Source organism: Geodermatophilus sp. DSM 44513 (assembly GCF_032460525.1).
Lineage (GTDB): Bacteria > Actinomycetota > Actinomycetes > Mycobacteriales > Geodermatophilaceae > Geodermatophilus.
Genome location: NZ_CP135963.1, coordinates 1,225,638 through 1,241,634, shown reverse-complemented (window position 1 = coordinate 1,241,634; position 15,997 = coordinate 1,225,638). Strand labels below are relative to the sequence as shown.

Sequence of the window (15,997 nt, the reverse complement as noted above, 5' to 3'; positions counted from 1 at the left end):
CGCTCACCAGCTGAGTACCTTACGTCGTGGCGTGGTGACAGCGTGGCGTGGTGACAGCCAGCCGCCGGGAGGCGTGCTCGGCTGGAGCGCGGAGGGGGCGGCGTCCCAGGACATGGAGTCCTTGGTCGAGATGTTGCGGGCGTTGACGGCGGTGCTGTTCGTCGGTCTGGCGGCGACAGCGTTGGTGTTGTGGCGTCGGCGGCGGGACGCGCCGGCGAAGTGGGCGGCGGTGAGCTTTGCGTTGCTCGCCGGAGTGACCACCGTGGGTCTGGTTGTTCCCGACACGGGTGGAGAGGCGGTGCAGTGGGCGCGGAAGGTGCGTATCGCCACGCTCCTCTGCGTCCCGTACTGCCTGCACCGGTTCGCGGCCGCCTTCACCGGTGTGTCCAAGCGGGTGGAGAGGGTGGCGGCGGCGGCCACGCTGCTGCTCGTCGCGGCCACCCTCGTCCTTCCCCCGCTGCGTCGAGCGGGCGAGCCGGCAGCGGCGTGGTCGGGGTGGTACCTCGCGACGGCCCTGACGGTGTGGACGGCGCTGTCAGCGCTGGTGGCGGTGAAACTGTGGGTGTCAGGTCGCGCCCAGGCCAGCGTGGTGCGCCGACGCATGCGGCTGCTCGCGTCCGCGTCGGTCGGACTCAGCGTCGCCATCCTGACCGCCGGTTTCACCAGAGGCGTCTCGACTGAGTGGCCCAGCCTGGTGGTGCAGGGCCTCGCCGTGGTCAGCACTGCGTTGGTCTGGGCGGGGCTCACACCGCCCCGCTTTCTGCTCGCGTCCTGGCGTCGACCCGATGAGGCCCACCTCGACCAAGCCGTGCAGAGCCTGGTGGCGGCTACCAGCCGCGACCAGATCACCGGCGTGTTGCTACCGCACCTGGTACGGGTCGTGGGCGGGCGCGGTGCCGCCCTGATCGACGATGAACAGCGCGTGCTCGCCACCAGCGGCGACGTGCGTCTGTCCGACGCGTCGGACGGCGTGACCAGGAAGGGCAACGCCGCTGCCACCACGTCGTCGCAGCGCATCGACTTCGCCCTGCGGTCGGGGCAATTGTCCCTGTGGGTCAGCCCCTACACCCCCTTCTTCGGGCAGGACGAACTGCACCGGGTGCGGTCACTGGCCAGCCTGCTCGACCTGGCGTGGGAACGGATCTGCCTAGCCGAGCTGGAGCGGGAGGCGCAGCAAGCCCTACTCCACGAGCGAGACTTCTCCCAGCGCCTGCTCGAGGCCGAGCGGGAACGTGACCGCTTCGCCGGTCACGTGCAGCTGCTCGGCCGGGTCTCTGAGTCCCTCATGCAGTCCCTGGACCTGTCTGAGTCGCTGTCCCGATTGGCCCGCGCGCTGGTGCCATCAATCGCGGACTGGGTCAGCATCCAGGTGCGCGCGGAGCACGACCAGCTCTACGACATCGCCATTCATCACCGCGACCCCCGTCTGGCAGCCGTGACGCGGGAGGCCGAGGAACACAAGAGGCGCCGGAACTGCTTCACCGAACCCAGCCGGCGGGCAGCCGGCGGTCGCAGCGTGCTACTCCCGTTGGTGGACAGCAACGGCCTCGTCCAACAGGTCCCTGATGCCGAGCTGCGGTCACTGGTACAGCAGCTGGGCATGCACAGCGCGCTCGCCGTTCCCATCCCCGGCCGGACAGGCGTTGTGGGATCGATACTGCTGGCCAACGCCTCGGGCAGCGGCGGCTTCGGCGAGAGCGACCTGACCCTCGCCGCAGAGATCGGTCGGCGCGCCGGGATCGCGCTGGACAACGTCCGGCTGCATGCCGAACAGCGGCACGTGGCGACCGAGCTGCAGCAGAGCTTGCTCACCGCACCACCGGTGCTGCCGTTGGCCGACATCGCCGTGCGCTACGTCGCTGCGGCGCAGGAGGCGCAGGTCGGGGGAGACTGGTACGACGCCTTCTGCCACCCCAGCGGTGATCTCATGCTCGTCATCGGTGACGTGGTCGGCCACGACACCCGCGCCGCCGCGGCGATGGGACAGCTGCGGGCGCTGGTTCGAGGTATCAGCTTCACCACCGCAGAGAAGCCCAGCAAGGTGCTCACCTCGGTCGACGAGGCGATGGAGGGCCTTGAGCTGGCGACGATCGCCACCGCGGTCCTCGCCCAGCTCACCCCCTCTCGCGCCCCCGGCAGCACCAGCACCATCGGGCTGCGAGTGCGCTGGTCGAACGCAGGGCACCCCCCACCGGTTCTGCTCGACCGTAGAGGGCACGCCCGCGTCCTCGGTCCCAGCACCGGCAAGGCCGACCTGCTCCTGGGGGTCAATGCCCCGACACGGCGACACACCCAGCAAGCCACCCTGCCCGCCGGCTCCACTCTGCTGCTCTACACCGACGGCCTGGTCGAGCGGCGGTGGGAGACCCTCGATGACGGGCTGAGCAGGCTGCTGTCCACCATCGAACAACATGCCCATGAAGACCTCGATGCATTCTGCGACGCCATCCTGAGCAAGATGCTGCCGGACGCCAACGACGACGACGTCGCGATACTGGCTGTTCGCCCGAAGCAGTCACCTCCAGGTCGAGTTGCCGACGTTGGATCTCCACTGCGTAGTTGACGAGTCCCGCCAGCGGCCACGCGGTCGCCGTCGAGTTCGACACCCCAGGCACCGTCAGGCGTCCCGAGACCCCGACTTACGCCACTGGGTCGCGTACCACTTGAGCATCCCCATCACCGTCACCGGCTGCCGCAGGTACACCGGTGACGAAGTCCCTACCACTCGTGCGCTGCGTACTGGACGACGAGCCTGCCACCTCCGGACCTCATCAGCGTCTGGAGGTGCTGGAGCAAGCGCAGGCCGGCGTCGTCGGCTCCCTGCAGACCCTCCAGGTCGAGGAGGACCCTCCGGTGGCCACCCTCGCGGAGCGCCAGGACGGCGCCGGACAGCAGATCGGCCGCCTGGACGGTCAGGTGGCCGCGAGCCCGCACGACCCCGGCGCGACTGTCGACGACCTCGGTGGAGGAAAACCGTTCGTCCCCCACGGCCAGCACCTCCGTGCCCGTCACAGCGGACACCTGACCGGCCCGCCAACACCCACCACAGCAGCGTGCCTGGCTGGCCTTGCGATGGCCGTGCCGGGAGTTTGAGGTCGGGTGACGGAGCCGGCGGCGCCCGCCCACCCGCCGACCGTCCCGATGGGATCATGGCCGCGTGACGCCGCGCCTCCTGGTCGTCGAGGACGACGACCACATCCGCACGGCACTGCGATGGGCTCTGGAGGACGAGGGCTACGACGTCGACGAGGCGGTCGACGGCGAGGACGCCTGTCGGCAGGTGTCCGACTCCACGCCCGACATGATGGTCGTCGACCTCATGTTGGGCGCGGTGGACGGCTTCGCCGTCATCCGTGAGGTCCGCCTCGGGCACGACCTGCCGATCATCGTCGTCAGCGCCAAGGCCGACACCCACGACATCGTCGCGGCACTGGAGGCCGGCGCCGACGACTACGTCACCAAGCCCTTCGAGGTCAAGGAACTCACCGCGCGGCTGCGGGCGCTGCGGAGACGCGCCGGCAGCAGTGCGCATCCCACCTCCCGGGGCGCGCCGCGGGAGGTGGTGCTGGACGAGCAGCCACCTGCTCCGTTGGTGCTCCGCGAGGAGAGTGGCACCGTCCACCGGGGGGACGAGCAGCTGCACCTGACCCTCACCGAGTTCCGGCTGCTGTGTGAGCTGGCCGCCTCCCCGGGCAGGGTGCTGAGTCGGCAGGACCTCCTGCAGCGGGTCTGGGAGCACGGCTTCTTCGGTGACGAGCGGCTCGTCGACGTCCACATCCGCAGGCTCCGCACGAAGGTCGAACTCGACCCGGGCACACCCAGGATCATCGTCACCGTCCGGGGCCTGGGCTATCGCCTGGATCCCCGGTGAGGCTGCGCCTCCGACCCCGAGGACTGCGCGGGCGCGTCGCGCTCAGTTTCGCGATCGGCTCACTCCTGGTCTCCGCAGTTCTCGCGGTGACCACCTTCGTGCTGGCCCGCAACCACCTCCTCGACCAGCGGGAGGCCTCGCTCACACGGCAGGCCTTCGCCGATGCGAACGTCCTGCGCGGCAGCCTGGCCACGGCTGGTGTGGAGATCGGTGACGCCCTGAGCCAGCTCGTCCCGGAAGGCGGCTCTGACGTCGTCGTCCGCAGCGGGGACTCCTGGTACTCGACCAGTCTCGACGTCGGCGCGCGTGACGTCCCGCCGGACCTCCGGGAGGCCGTGGCAGCCGGCAACGCGGCGAGGGTCCGCACCGAGTCGGCGGAGGGTCCTCACCTCGTGGTGGGCGTCGCCGTACGAGGGGCGGATCTCGAGTTCTACGAGGTCACCGAGCTGGTCGAGCTCGAGTCCGAACTCCGGACCCTGGCCACCGTCCTGGCGGTGAGCGCCCTGGCGGCGACCGTGGCCGGGGCCGCCTTCGGCGCGTGGGCCAGCGGCCGCGCGGTCCAGCCGCTGGACCAGGTCACGGCAGCTGCCACGGACATCGCCGGCGGGGACCTCGCCAGGCGTCTGCCGCCGACCGAGGACGCGGACCTGGTGGCCATCGTGGGCAGCTTCAACAGCATGGTCGACGCCCTGGCAGCGCGGATCGACAGGGACGCCCGCTTCGTCGGCGATGTCAGCCACGAGCTGCGCAGCCCGCTCACCACCCTGGTCACCAGCGTGGAGCTCCTGGCCGCCCGCCGGGACGAGCTGTCGCCACGCTCACGACAGGCGCTCACCCTGGTCGAAGGCGAGCTCGCGAGGTTCCGGCGCACCCTCGACGACCTCCTCGAGCTCGCCCGCATGGACAGCGCCCAGGGCGCTGAGCCACCTCCGCCGGTGAGCCTGTCCGCACTCGTCCGCGAGGTCATCACCGGCAGCGGGCGCAGCGCGTCGCTGCTGCAGGCCGATGACGACGGCCGGACCATCGTCCGCGCGGACAAGGGCCGGCTGGAGCGGGCGGTGCGGAACCTGCTGGACAACGCCGACCGCCACGCCGGCGGCGCCTGCGCCGTCCGGGTCGAACGCCAGGACGGGTCCGCGGTGCTGTCCGTGGAGGACGCCGGGCCCGGCGTCCCGCTCGCGGACCGCGAACGCGTCTTCGACCGGTTCGCTCGTGGGCCACGCGCCGCCCGCGGTTCCCTGCCGGGCGCGGGGCTCGGATTGGCCATCGTGGCCGAGACGGCCACCCGGGCCGGAGGCACCACCTGGTGCTCGGCCAGTCCGTGGGGTGGGGCGCGGTTCTGCCTGTCCCTCCCGGCGGTCGCCCCGTGAGCGCTCGGCGCACCGCCGGCAGTACCGCGCTGGCGGTGTCGCTCCTGCTCACGTCGGCCTGCGGCGTCCCCACCGGCGGCGAACCGGAGACCATCGCGTCGACCGACATCCCCTACGGGTTGGCCTCGACCACGCCGACGAGCGCGCCCGCTCCCCCGCCAGCTGCCCGCTCGAACGAACCGCGCATCTACCTGGTGACCGCCGAGGGCGTCCTCGTCCCCCGCGGCCGGACGTCCGGAGACGGCAGCCTGGAGCAACGTCTGACCCGGCTGCTGGCCGGCCTCGCCGCCGGCCCGACCAGCGGGGAACGCGGTGACCAGCTGACGTCCGCACTGCCACCGGAGGTCCGCCTCAGCCTCACGACCATCGAAGGCGGCACCGCGACGATCGACATCTCGGCCCCGGAGAACGCTCCGTCCGGCCGGGAGAGCAGACAGGCGGTGGGACAGGTGGTGCTGACCGCGACCAGCCTGCCCGGCATCGAGGGGGTCGTGCTGACCCGCGACGGGGGGCCCGTCGAGGCTCCCCTGCTCTCCGGGGAGCTGACGACCGCCCCCCTGACGGCGGAGGACTATGATGCCTTGCTGACCTCCCCACCGTCCTGAGACGCGGGACGTGCCGAACGGGTCGTGGACTCGGCTCGGGTCACAGATGCTCGACACCCGGTGCCCGGCCGGTGCCCATCAGGCGACTGCCGTCGCGGCTCGAGGAAACAGACGGCGCAACACGTCGGCCAGGGTGATGACACCGGCGACGCCGCCGCCGTCGGTGATGACGGCGAGGTGGTTGCGGGTCTCCCGCATCGCCTTCAGTGCGCCGTGCACGGTGGTGTCCACGTCGAGGGTGGAGACCGGGCGGGCGAACGGCGCGGCTGCCTCGTCGTCGGGTGCGGTGAGGGTGTCCCGCACGTGCACGACGCCGCTGATCCCGTCGCCGTCGCCCACGCCGAGCAGGATCCGCAGGTGGCCGGAGCGATGCGTGGCCGCCCGTACCTCTCCGACGGTCGCCCCCGCCGGGACCCCGGTGATGCGGGCGCCGGGCCGCAGGAGCTCCCGGACGGTCATCCGCTCGAGCTCCAGGGCGCCGGAGATCTGGGCGGAGGAGCGCGCGTCCAGGGCACCGACGTTCGCCGAGTGCTCCACCAGGTGCCGCAACGCGTCGGGGTCCTGGCCGACTGCCACCTCGTTCGACGGCTCCACGCCCGCCCGGCGGAGGAGCCAGTTCGCCGCCTCGTTGAGCGCCCTCAACAGCGGGCGGAACAGCCACATGAAGGCCCGCATCGGCAGCGCGAGCAGCGTGGCGGACCGCTCCGGGTGGGCGATCGCCCAGGACTTCGGTGCCATCTCGCCCACGACGAGGTGCAGGAACGTGATGACGACGAGGGCCAGGACGAAGGCGAGGACGTCGGCGACCACCAGCGGCAGCCCCCACCCCTCGAAGGCCGGGGTGAGCCAGTGGTCCAGTGCCGGCTTGCTGATCGCTCCCAGTGCCAGCGTGCACGCGGTGATGCCCAGCTGCGACCCGGCGAGCAGGAGGGTGAGCTCGGATGAGCTGCGCAGGGCCGCGCGCGCGGAGCGGCTGTCGGGCGCCGCGTCCTCGAGGCGGTGCCGCTTCGCCGCGATCAAGGCGAACTCGACGGCGACGAAGAAGGCACTCGAGGCGATGAGGCCGATCGTCACCGGGACGACGATCCAGGGGCTGTCGGTCATCGGGTGCGCTCCCCTGCAGTCTGGGCGGCGGCCACGGCGGGCAGCACCAGGCGCACCCGGGAGGGGACGTGCCGGTCGACGGCGAGGACTTCCACGGACAGCGCCCGAGGCGCCGGCTCACCGGCGTGCGCCAGGTCGCCGGGGTCGGGCGGCAGCGCGATCTCCAGCCGGGCACCCTCCTCCGGGAGACCTCCGTGGTGGGCGATCACCAGCCCGGCGACCGTCTCGTAGTCCCCACGGGGCAGGTCGGTGCCCAGCGAGCGCTCGACCTCGTCGACGTGGACGTCACCGGGCATCTCCCACACGCCGTCCCCCTCGACCGGCACGTACCCCGGGTTGACCTCGGCGTCGTGCTCGTCGGTGATCTCACCGACCAGTTCCTCGGCGAGGTCCTCCACGGTGATGACCCCGGTGAAGCCGCCGTACTCGTCGACGACGCAGGCCAGCTGGCTCTTCGCCTCGTCGAGCTCGCGCAGCACGTCGGGCAGCGGGGTGAGGTGGGAGACGACCAGCGCCGGGCGGGTGATCGCGGTCACCGGTGCGCTGTCGGGCTCGGTGGTGGCGAGCACCTCGGCGAGCTGTACGACGCCCACGACGTCGTGGGAGTCCTCCGCCAGCACCGGGTATCGCGAGTGCCCGTGGCTCATGAGCTCCCGCACGTGCCCCAGCGCGTCGGTGTCCACGACCACGTCGACCCGCGAGCGCGGGATCATCGCGTGCTCCACGGTCCGCCTGGGGAAGTCGAGGATGCGGTCGAGCATCATCGACAGCTCCACCGGCAGGTCCCCGCTGTCCCGGGAGTCCTCGACGATGTGCTCCAGGTCCCGGGCGGTGGCCGCGTGCTCGACGTCGTGCACCGGCTCGATCCTGAGCACCTTCAGCAGCAGGTTGGACGCCTGGTCGAACACCCAGATGAGCCAGCCGAAGAGCCGCAGGTACACCGTGGTGGACGTCGCCAGCCAGCGGGCGACCGGCTCGGGCCGGGCGATGGCCAGGTTCTTCGGGAACAGCTCCCCGAACACCATCTGCACCACGGTGGAGAACAGCAGCGCCAGGACGGCGCCGATGCCGATCCCGACCGCGGTCGGGATGCCGACGCCGCCGAGCAGCGCGCCGAGGGACTCGCCGATCAACGGCTCGGCGACGTAGCCGACGAGCAGCCCGGTGACCGTGATACCGAGCTGGGCGCCCGACAACATGAACGACGTGCGGCGGGTGACGGTGAGGGCTCGCTCCGCGGCGGTGTCACCGGCTGCGGCACGGGCGCCCAGCTGGCTGCGGTCGACCGCCATGTAGGCGAACTCCTGAGCCACGAAGTAGCCGGTGAGCACCGTGATCGCCAGGACCACCAGCACGCCCAGGAGCAGGGAGAGGACTTCGGTCACCGGCCACGCACCGCCTCAGCGCGGTCGACGTGCACGGTCGGGGGTGGGTGGGCTGAGCTCATGTCTCTCTTCGGTCGGAGTGGCACAGCGCGGCCAGCACGCCGTTCCGGGCCCCACGACGTGTCCATCGCTGAGAGGGTGGGCGCTGCCGACGGAGGGGGCCTGTCAGGTCAGCGGCCGCCGCGGGTGGCCGGGTCGGCGCCGCGTCCGGTCCCGCGGGGACGGTCCGATGCCTCAGCGCACTCGGGACCGGGAACCCGCCGCACCCTCGGCCACCCCGATGAGTGCCACCGCGGCGATGACGGCCACGACGAAGCCGAGCACGTTCAGCTCGAAGACGTCCCCCGTGCCCAGCAGGTTGGCGACGACTCCGCCGACGACCGAACCGACCAGCCCCAGGAGCAGGGTGGCCAGGATCGACAGGTGCTGCTTACCCGGCTTGATGAGGCGGGCCAACGCCCCGATGATCAATCCGGCCACGATGAAGCCGATCACTGTGCGCCCTCCTTGAGGGTCCGATTCGTGCAGGTGATCTCCCGGTACCCCTTCGTGGCCTCCTCCCATGACGATTGGATGACGACCGGGACGCCCTGCGAGCCAGCCGCAGCGAGGCAGCCCTGCCACCACCGGCCCGCGGACCAGGACGGGTCGACGGCCCCTCGACGTCCGAGACGCCGGGAGCTCGCGATGCGGAGCGGGTCCGTCACGAGGCACTGAGGTGACCCGGTGCCTCACGACGAGGGCCACGCCGTCACCAGGCCCTGTCGACCAGTCCTGGCTCGCGCATGAGTCGGTCGCGGGTGACCAGCGGCAGCCACAGGGCCATGGCCGAAACGCGGGTGGAGCGGTGCCACGGGTCACCGAACGCGTCCTGGGGGATCTGCCGGGAGGCCGCCACGACGTCCACGGTGATCGGTTTCGCCTCCACCGGGCGGTCAGGGTGTCAGAGCAGCCCGACGACCTGGTCCAGCAGGACGCGGGCGGGTTCCGGACCAGAGATCGACGATCGAGACGACGGACACCGTGATGCCGTCGGTCGACCTCTCCACCCCACCCGACCCGGTCCTGGCCCCGGTGGGGTCAGGCCCAGCTGGTCGAGAGCCGGACGGTGCTGCCCTGGTCGTCGCGGGAGATGGCGACGTGGTCGCACAGTTGACGGGCCAGCCACAGGCCCATGCCCCCGTGGGACAGGTCCTCTCCGTGGGCGGGCCCGTACCCGGCGAACGGGTCGGTCGGGCCGGTGCCGGCGTCGCGGATGGTGCACACCAGCCGGCCCGGAGGGGTCCACAGCCGCAGGCCCACCGGCCGCCGGCCGTGCCGGGTGGCGTTGGAGACCATCTCGTCCACGGCCAGCAGGTAGTCCTCGACGAGGTCCGGCGGGCCGGCGACGGTGTCCAGGTGGGCGCGCACGGTGCGGCGCAGGGCGATGAGGTCGACGACGTCGTCGGCGGTCAGCTCCGGTGGGGTGCGCTCCACCGGCTCCTCCGGTGCGGCCAGCCCGGACAGGTAGGTCGCCGGGTCGACGTAATCGTGGTTGACCGCGCGTCCCGCCGCGGTGAGCAGGTGCGGATGGGTGCTGCGGGCGGTGGTGAGCACCACGTCGGGCAGGCGCTGGGTGTCGAACAGGCACAGGCGCCACAGCGGTGAGGCGGCGAACACGTGGTTGATCGCCGCCTCGAACCGCTGCCACTCGTGGCACTCGGCGGCGGTGGTGCCGAAGTCGACCTCACCGACGACCCGGATCCGCCGGCCCGGGCTCGCCTGCTCGCCCAGCCGGTGGAAGGCGGTGATCGCTGCTGACGTGCGGGGGCGGTACAGGTACCGGTGCTCGTGCACCTGCACCAGCGGGTCGTCGGCGAGGGCCTCGCGCAGGACGTTGGCGGTGGCCGGGCGCACGGCGACCACCGCGCCGTCGCCGCAGGCGAGCGCGTCGAGCAGGAACGGCGCCGCCACCGCGGCCAGTTCCTGGGCCGAGTCGTGGAGCACGGCGTCGTGCAGCAGGTCCGGTCCCACACGGTCGACGGCCGCCTGGCGGGCGTGGTCCTGCCCACCGGGATCGCTGAGGTGCACTGGGTCGTCTCCCGGTGGTGTCGGTCTGCTGGAGCCAGGGCCGACGAACTCACCGTGACGCGTCCCGAGAGACCTACCCGCAGTCAGGGCACCCCACACCGTTGCGCAGCGCACGCCAGGTGGTCCGCCGCCACAGGGTGCGGCCCGCACCGGGACGTCCTGTCCCGTGCGGCCCAGGGCGTGGCGACTCCGACGTCCCCCGACGACGACCACTGCTGCACCGGGACGTCGCAGGGTCCCGGCTGGCCCGGGCTGGCCCCCGGCCACGGGCGCGGCTGGTCACGGCCGGCCGGGCAGGTCCTGGCTGACGATCCAGAGGTGGCCGAACGGGTCCCGGAGACGGCCCTCGCTCAGCCCGTACGAGCGGTCCTCGATCGGGATGAGCACCGTGGCCCCGCCGGCGACCATGGCCGCGCCGACCGCGCTCGCGTCGGTGACCGTCAGGGTGAGCAGGACCGGGGAGCCGCCCGAGCCGGACGGCGCGGACAGCCCCCAGTCGGCGTGTGCCTGGGTCAGGGACAGCTCGCTCCGCCCGATGCACAGCTCGGCGTGCACGACGTGGCCGGACGGTTCGGCGTACCGCGCTCCTCGCTCGGCGCCGAGGTGCTCGACGTAGTAGGCGATCGCCTCGTCCACGTCCGGGACGACGAGACGGGGACGGATGGTGTCGGTCATGGCGCCGAGCCTGCGTGGCCGGCCGGCCGGTGTCTTGGACGTTTGCGAGCCGATGGGCACCGACCTCGCCGGCGCGGAGCCCGCCGCCCTGACGCATGCTCTCGACGTGATCGTCGTCCGGAGAGTCGGCCCGGAGGACTGGCAGGTGTGGCGCGGGCTGCGGCGCGCGGCCCTCGCCGAGGCGCCGGGCGCGTTCAGCGCGACCCTCGCCGCGTGGAGCGGAGCCGGGGACACCGAGCAGCGGTGGCGGGACCGGCTCCGCGACGTCCCCCTGAACCTGGTGCTCACCACCGACGGGGAGCCGATCGGCATGGTCAGCGCGACCCGGCCCGGTCCCGACGGTGCAGTCGAGCTGATCTCGCTGTGGGTGCACCCCGAGGCCCGCGGGCACGGCGCCGGCGACGAGGGCGTCCGGCAGGTGGCCTCGTGGGCCGGCGCGGAACACCCCGGCAGCCCCCTGCTCCTGTCGGTGAAGACGGACAACACGGGTGCACGACGGCTGTACGAGCGCCACGGCTTCGTCGACGCCGGTCCCGCGCCCGGCGACCCCACCGAGCGGCTGATGCGGCGGCCGGCGCCGACGCCGGGCCCGGGTGGTCGGTCATGATGCGGGCATGACCAGTCGCCTCGCCGTCCTGGCCATCGACGCCGTGCAGCCGGCCGTCGTCGCCGACTTCTGGTGCGCGGTGCTGGGGTGGCGGGTGGTCGAGGTCGACGGAGACGTCATCAGCATCGCCGCGTCCGACGGGTCCTGGCCGACCATCGACGTCCTGGCGGTCCCCGGGGGCAAGACGGTCAAGAACCGGCTGCACCTGGACCTCCGCGCCGATGGGACCAGCACGTCCGAGGAGCTGCAGCGCCTGCTCGACCTCGGCGCCCGGCGGGTGGACGTGGGGCAGGGGCCCGACGTCAGCTGGGTCGTCCTGGCCGATCCGGAGGGCAACGAGTTCTGCCTGCTGTCTCGTTCGGTGCAGGAATCCTGAGCTCGGGGAGCCGGACCGTCACGGGCCGGTCGGTCCGGGCTGCTCGGTGCCGCGTGGGCCGTCCACGGCGCCACGGACGACGGCGTGCGCGAGCCGGCGGACCACGTCGCGCTCGACGCCGCCCGGTCCCGTGACGAGCGTGAACAGGACTCCCCCGTAGAGCGTCACGAGCGTGGGGATCGCCTCCGGTGGGACGCCCAGCCCGAGCGTGCGGTGCTCGTCTGCGGTGAACGCGGTGGCCACCGAGCTGAGCCGGGCCAGCGCGGCGGCGAGCGCGGGACGGCGTCGGGCCTCCAGCTGGAGCTCGAAGACCGCGAGGTAGCGCTCGCGTGAGGCGGTGGCGGCTTCGTGGAGCGAGACGGCGATCAGCTCGGCCAGGGGGCTGGTCGAGGAGCTGACGTCCACCGCACGGTCGATCCGCGCCATGTCCTCCAGGTGCAGGGCCACCGCCCGTTCGGCGGCAGCGACCAGCAACTCCTCCCGGCTGGGGAAGTAGTTCGCCGCCGTCCCCGTCGGCAGACCGGCGGCGCCCTCGGCCGCGCGGTGGGTCAGGCCGTGGATGCCCTCGGTGGCCAGCAGGGCGATCGCCGCGTCGGCGAGCGCGGCGCGGCGACCCGGGTTCCTCCTCGGCACGACCGCCGAGTATGGCAACATCCGTACTACAACGGACGTACCGGTATCGGGGGCCGCTCGTGACACACACCGCAGTCGTCGTCGGAGCCGGCATCGCCGGCCTGGCCGCGGCCATCTCCCTGGCCCGGACCGGGTGGCAGGTCACGGTGCTGGAGCGGTCGCCGGAGCTGGCCGAGGTCGGGGCGGGCCTGGCCATGACGCCCAACGCGGTGGCCGCGTTCCGCGGACTGGGCTTCGGGGACGACGACGTCGCCGCGCTCGGGTACCCGACCCGCGCGGGCGGCATCGCCGACCGGGCGGGCCGACCGGTCCTCACCCTGCCGGACACCCCGGTCGTGCGCCGGTCCGTGGGGCTCGTCGGCGTGCACCGCCGCCGGCTGCACGCCGCACTGCACCGCCGGGCCCTGGCCTGCGGCGTGGAGGTCGTCACCGGCACCGCGGTGGCGAGGGTGGAACCGGGCGAGCCGGAGGGCGCACCCGCCGTCGTCGAGGAACGGCGGGCGGACCTCGTCGTCGGCGCCGACGGCATGCGCAGTCCCGTGCGCGCGGCGCTGTTCCCGGCCAGCCGCCCGGTCTACAGCGGGTACTCCAGCTGGCGCGGCATCGCGCCCGGGGCCCACGGGACCGCGGCGCTGCAGCAGTACTGGGGCCCGCACGCGGAGTTCGGCATCGTGCGCGTCGCCGAGGAGGAGACCTACTGGTACGGGTACGTCGCGATGCCCGAGCGCACGGTGCTCGCCGACGAACTCGGTGCGGCGCGGGAGCGGTTCGCGGGCTGGGCGGGCCCGGTGCAGGAGGTGCTGGCCGCGACGCCGTCCGGGGCGGTCCTGCGGCACGACGTGCAGCACCTCCCCGGTGGGCTGCCGCGCTACACGAACGGACGGGTCGTCATGATCGGCGACGCCGCCCACGGCACCCTGCCGACGATGGGACAGGGAGCGGCGACGGCGCTGGAGGACGGCCTGTGCGTGGGCCTGCTCGTCGGCGCCCCCGTCGCGACGGGCGGGCGGCTGGCCCCTGCCCTGGACGGTTTCGACGCCGCCCGCCGGCCCCGCTGCCGCGCCCTGGCCCGGGCCTCGATCGCGTCGGGGCGCTTCGGATCGCACCTCGGCGGCGGCTGGCGCCAGACGCTGCGGAACAGCGCCATGCGCCTGACACCGGCCGGTGCCATCACGCGCGGGTCCCGGGCCGTGATGGGCTGGACCCCACCCGAGCCCGCGGCACCGGTGCCGGGGACGCCGGCCCGCTGAGGGCCCGCCGTCTCAGCGCCCCCATCAGGGCTGCCGGTCGTGGCTCTCCGTCGGCAGCGAGCGGGCGAGGTGGTGGGCGGCGACGAGGAACGCAGCCCCTCCGAGCAGGAACCACGGGTTCCACAGCCACAGGCTCCAGCGGGTCTGGTCCGGTCCGACCGACGAGGCGACGCCGCCCGCATCGAGCAGCAGGACCCCCTGCACGACGAGGGCACGGACCAGGAGCAGCACCCCGGCGGCGGACCCGGTGACGATGGCCGCAACTCGCAGCCGGCGTCCGCGCGGCCGGCCCAGGGCGAGGGCACACCACGACGTGCTCCCGGCCGACAGGAGCGCCGCCACTCCCCAGAGGCCGACCAGGACGAACGCCGTCGGCCGCGTGCGGGCGAGCTCTGCCCCGGCGGACTGGGCCAGCCCGACGCCGCCGCCCAGGGCCCAGTAGACGTGCAGGGCGGCGAAGGACGCGCACCAGGCGGCCGCGAGGAGGGCCCACCCGGTGGCGGACGTCCGCAGGCTGCCACGCATCGCGACGGCACCGTAGTCGGGCGTGCGGTCGCTGCACCGACCGGCAGCAGAGGCCGCCGTCGTCCCGATCCCGGCGTCCTCGGTCACACCGGCAGGTGGGCGCCCCGGGGGCCGGTCGGCGGGGCGATGACCACCTCGGTGGCCGGGTCGTGGTCGAGGTGCGCGGGGCCGGCGACGACCAGGGTCGCGCGCGCCCAGGGCTGTTCCCGCTCGAGGAACGGCAGTTCCTCGAGCAGCCAGTTCGCCACGCGCTCCCGCTGCTCGGGCGAGTCGCCGTCGCGGGCGACCAGCAGCCGCTCCTGCGCGTCGAGGTCACCCTGCAGCCACACCGAGGCGTCCCACCACGGGGCGAGCTCGCCGCGGACGGTGCCGGTGCCCTCGACCCAGACGACCTCGACACCGGCGGGCACGGTGATCGACCCGGGCCGGCCGTGGGCGGCCCAGGCGGCCGGCCGGAAGTCCACTGCCGCACCGCGGTGCACGGACCGCAGGACGCCGTCGACCAGCACCTCGGCCCAGTCGAAGCAGGCGAGGTTCCAGGCGACGTCGTCGGTGCGCACGACCGCGGAGTGGGGCACCACCGAGCGCAGTCGTCCGGCCAGGGTGGTCTTGCCGGCGCCGCCCCGTCCGTCGATCGCGATCACCCGGGGACGTCCGGTGACCCCCGGTGAGGCGTCGAGCAGGTGCCGGACCGCGGCGAGCAGGGTGACCACCCGCCAACCGGCCGCCTCGACCTCGCCGGGGTGCAGGCGCATCGCCACGTCGTCTCCTGGAGCTGGGGACACGGGCCCGGCCGGCCCGTGCGGAGCAGCGGTGCTCGGGCCACGTCCGCGCCCATCATGCCCGTGGCCCGGGACCACGGGCGCGCCCGGCAGGGACACTGACCGGGTGCCCGCCCTCGACCACGTCCGGTGGGTGGGCGGTGGCAGTGGCGCCGGGAAGACGACCGTCTCGCGCCTGCTCGCCGAGCGCCTCGGTGCCCGGCTGTACGCCACGGACGCGACGATCAGGGCCCACAGCGACCGGCTGGACGCGGCCGCGGCACCCCTGCTGGAGCACTTCCGGCGGATGGACCTGGACGAGCGCTGGGTGCGGCGCGACCCCGTCACCATGCACCGGACGTTCCCGTGGTCCCACGGCGAGGGCTTCGACCTGGTGCTGGAGGACCTCCGGGCGCTGCCCGACGACCGGCTCGTCCTCGTCGAGGGCTTCCGGCTGCTGCCCCAGCTGGTGCGGCCACACCTGTCCGACCCGCGGCACGCGGTCTGGTTGCTGCCCACCCCCGCCTTCCGCCGGGCGGCGTTCGCGCGGCGCGGTGCCGCGGATGCCTTCTGGCTGCGCACCACCGACCCCGACCGGGCGCTGGCCAACCTGCTGGAGCGCGACCGGCTGGCCACCGAGGAACTGGCCCGGGTGTGCACCCGCACCGGCGCGGGCGTGGTGCACGTCGACGGCAGCCGGACCGTCGAGGACCTCGCCGACCGACTCGCGGCCCGCTTCGCACCGCCCGGCTGACCGGCCCACGC

General features: G+C 73.4%; 18 protein-coding genes. 8 read left to right on the top strand and 10 right to left on the bottom strand.

What is annotated here, in order from left to right; all coding sequences use genetic code 11:
- The first annotated feature begins 73 nt into the window (after positions 1–73).
- On the top strand, positions 74–2,563 hold the full coding sequence (locus RTG05_RS06080; RefSeq protein WP_166527894.1) for a PP2C family protein-serine/threonine phosphatase: 2,490 nt from the start codon (positions 74–76) through the stop codon (positions 2,561–2,563).
- Between the two features lie 155 nt (positions 2,564–2,718).
- On the opposite strand, the gene RTG05_RS22320 is transcribed toward RTG05_RS06080, so the two are convergent.
- Positions 2,719–2,934: an STAS domain-containing protein gene (locus RTG05_RS22320; RefSeq protein WP_396349638.1), complete on the bottom strand. Its 216-nt coding sequence runs from the start codon at positions 2,932–2,934 to the stop codon at positions 2,719–2,721.
- Positions 2,935–3,157: 223 nt separating this feature from the next.
- Here RTG05_RS22320 and RTG05_RS06070 point away from each other — a divergent pair, with 223 nt between their 5' ends.
- From RTG05_RS06070 to RTG05_RS06060, 3 genes are all read left to right on the top strand, one after another.
- Positions 3,158–3,871, top strand: coding sequence for a response regulator (locus RTG05_RS06070; protein ID WP_166527892.1), 714 nt, complete (start codon positions 3,158–3,160; stop codon positions 3,869–3,871).
- An 86-nt stretch (positions 3,872–3,957) separates the two neighbouring features.
- Positions 3,958–5,241 carry a sensor histidine kinase gene (locus RTG05_RS06065; protein WP_315912374.1) on the top strand — a complete coding sequence of 428 codons (1,284 nt, stop codon included), beginning with the start codon at positions 3,958–3,960 and terminating at the stop codon, positions 5,239–5,241.
- The gene (locus RTG05_RS06060; protein WP_315912373.1) at positions 5,238–5,846 is read left to right on the top strand and encodes a GerMN domain-containing protein; all 609 of its coding nucleotides are present in this window, start codon (positions 5,238–5,240) and stop codon (positions 5,844–5,846) included. Before RTG05_RS06065 ends, RTG05_RS06060 begins: the two co-directional genes overlap by 4 nt.
- 78 nt (positions 5,847–5,924) lie before the next feature.
- Here the strand turns inward: RTG05_RS06060 and RTG05_RS06055 are convergent, their stop codons facing one another.
- The 6 genes from RTG05_RS06055 to RTG05_RS06030 all read right to left on the bottom strand — a co-directional run bounded on the left by RTG05_RS06055 (position 5,925) and on the right by RTG05_RS06030 (position 11,080).
- The gene (locus RTG05_RS06055; protein WP_166527889.1) at positions 5,925–6,950 is read right to left on the bottom strand and encodes a hemolysin family protein; all 1,026 of its coding nucleotides are present in this window, start codon (positions 6,948–6,950) and stop codon (positions 5,925–5,927) included.
- A complete protein-coding gene (locus tag RTG05_RS06050) occupies positions 6,947–8,335 on the bottom strand; it encodes a hemolysin family protein (RefSeq protein WP_166527888.1) in 1,389 nt (462 codons plus the stop codon). Before RTG05_RS06050 ends, RTG05_RS06055 begins: the two co-directional genes overlap by 4 nt.
- A gap of 234 nt (positions 8,336–8,569) precedes the next feature.
- Positions 8,570–8,830, bottom strand: a complete 261-nt coding sequence (locus RTG05_RS06045) for a hypothetical protein (RefSeq protein WP_166527887.1) — start codon at positions 8,828–8,830, stop codon at positions 8,570–8,572.
- Between the two features lie 256 nt (positions 8,831–9,086).
- Positions 9,087–9,263: a hypothetical protein gene (locus RTG05_RS06040; protein WP_166527886.1), complete on the bottom strand. Its 177-nt coding sequence runs from the start codon at positions 9,261–9,263 to the stop codon at positions 9,087–9,089.
- A gap of 152 nt (positions 9,264–9,415) precedes the next feature.
- Positions 9,416–10,348, bottom strand: coding sequence for an anti-sigma factor RsbA family regulatory protein (locus tag RTG05_RS06035; RefSeq protein WP_166527885.1), 933 nt, complete (start codon positions 10,346–10,348; stop codon positions 9,416–9,418).
- A 336-nt stretch (positions 10,349–10,684) separates the two neighbouring features.
- Positions 10,685–11,080, bottom strand: a complete 396-nt coding sequence (locus tag RTG05_RS06030; RefSeq protein ID WP_166527884.1) for a VOC family protein — start codon at positions 11,078–11,080, stop codon at positions 10,685–10,687.
- A gap of 106 nt (positions 11,081–11,186) precedes the next feature.
- On the opposite strand from RTG05_RS06030, the gene RTG05_RS06025 reads away from it, so the two are divergent.
- Complete coding sequence (locus RTG05_RS06025) at positions 11,187–11,687, top strand: GNAT family N-acetyltransferase (RefSeq protein WP_166527883.1); 501 nt, start codon at positions 11,187–11,189, stop codon at positions 11,685–11,687.
- A gap of 7 nt (positions 11,688–11,694) precedes the next feature.
- Positions 11,695–12,063, top strand: coding sequence for a VOC family protein (locus tag RTG05_RS06020; protein WP_166527882.1), 369 nt, complete (start codon positions 11,695–11,697; stop codon positions 12,061–12,063).
- An 18-nt stretch (positions 12,064–12,081) separates the two neighbouring features.
- On the opposite strand, the gene RTG05_RS06015 is transcribed toward RTG05_RS06020, so the two are convergent.
- A complete protein-coding gene (locus tag RTG05_RS06015) occupies positions 12,082–12,696 on the bottom strand; it encodes a TetR/AcrR family transcriptional regulator (protein ID WP_166527881.1) in 615 nt (204 codons plus the stop codon).
- A gap of 59 nt (positions 12,697–12,755) precedes the next feature.
- On the opposite strand from RTG05_RS06015, the gene RTG05_RS06010 reads away from it, so the two are divergent.
- Positions 12,756–13,946: an FAD-dependent oxidoreductase gene (locus tag RTG05_RS06010; protein ID WP_208104818.1), complete on the top strand. Its 1,191-nt coding sequence runs from the start codon at positions 12,756–12,758 to the stop codon at positions 13,944–13,946.
- Positions 13,947–13,970: 24 nt separating this feature from the next.
- Here RTG05_RS06010 and RTG05_RS06005 read toward each other — a convergent pair whose 3' ends face one another.
- Complete coding sequence (locus RTG05_RS06005) at positions 13,971–14,471, bottom strand: DUF3995 domain-containing protein (RefSeq protein WP_166527879.1); 501 nt, start codon at positions 14,469–14,471, stop codon at positions 13,971–13,973.
- 83 nt (positions 14,472–14,554) lie between these two features.
- Positions 14,555–15,232 (bottom strand): nucleoside/nucleotide kinase family protein, encoded by a 678-nt coding sequence (locus tag RTG05_RS06000; RefSeq protein ID WP_208104817.1) that lies wholly within the window; start codon positions 15,230–15,232, stop codon positions 14,555–14,557.
- Between the two features lie 127 nt (positions 15,233–15,359).
- On the opposite strand from RTG05_RS06000, the gene RTG05_RS05995 reads away from it, so the two are divergent.
- Positions 15,360–15,986 carry a P-loop NTPase family protein gene (locus RTG05_RS05995; RefSeq protein ID WP_166527878.1) on the top strand — a complete coding sequence of 209 codons (627 nt, stop codon included), beginning with the start codon at positions 15,360–15,362 and terminating at the stop codon, positions 15,984–15,986.
- The last annotated feature ends 11 nt before the right edge of the window (positions 15,987–15,997 follow it).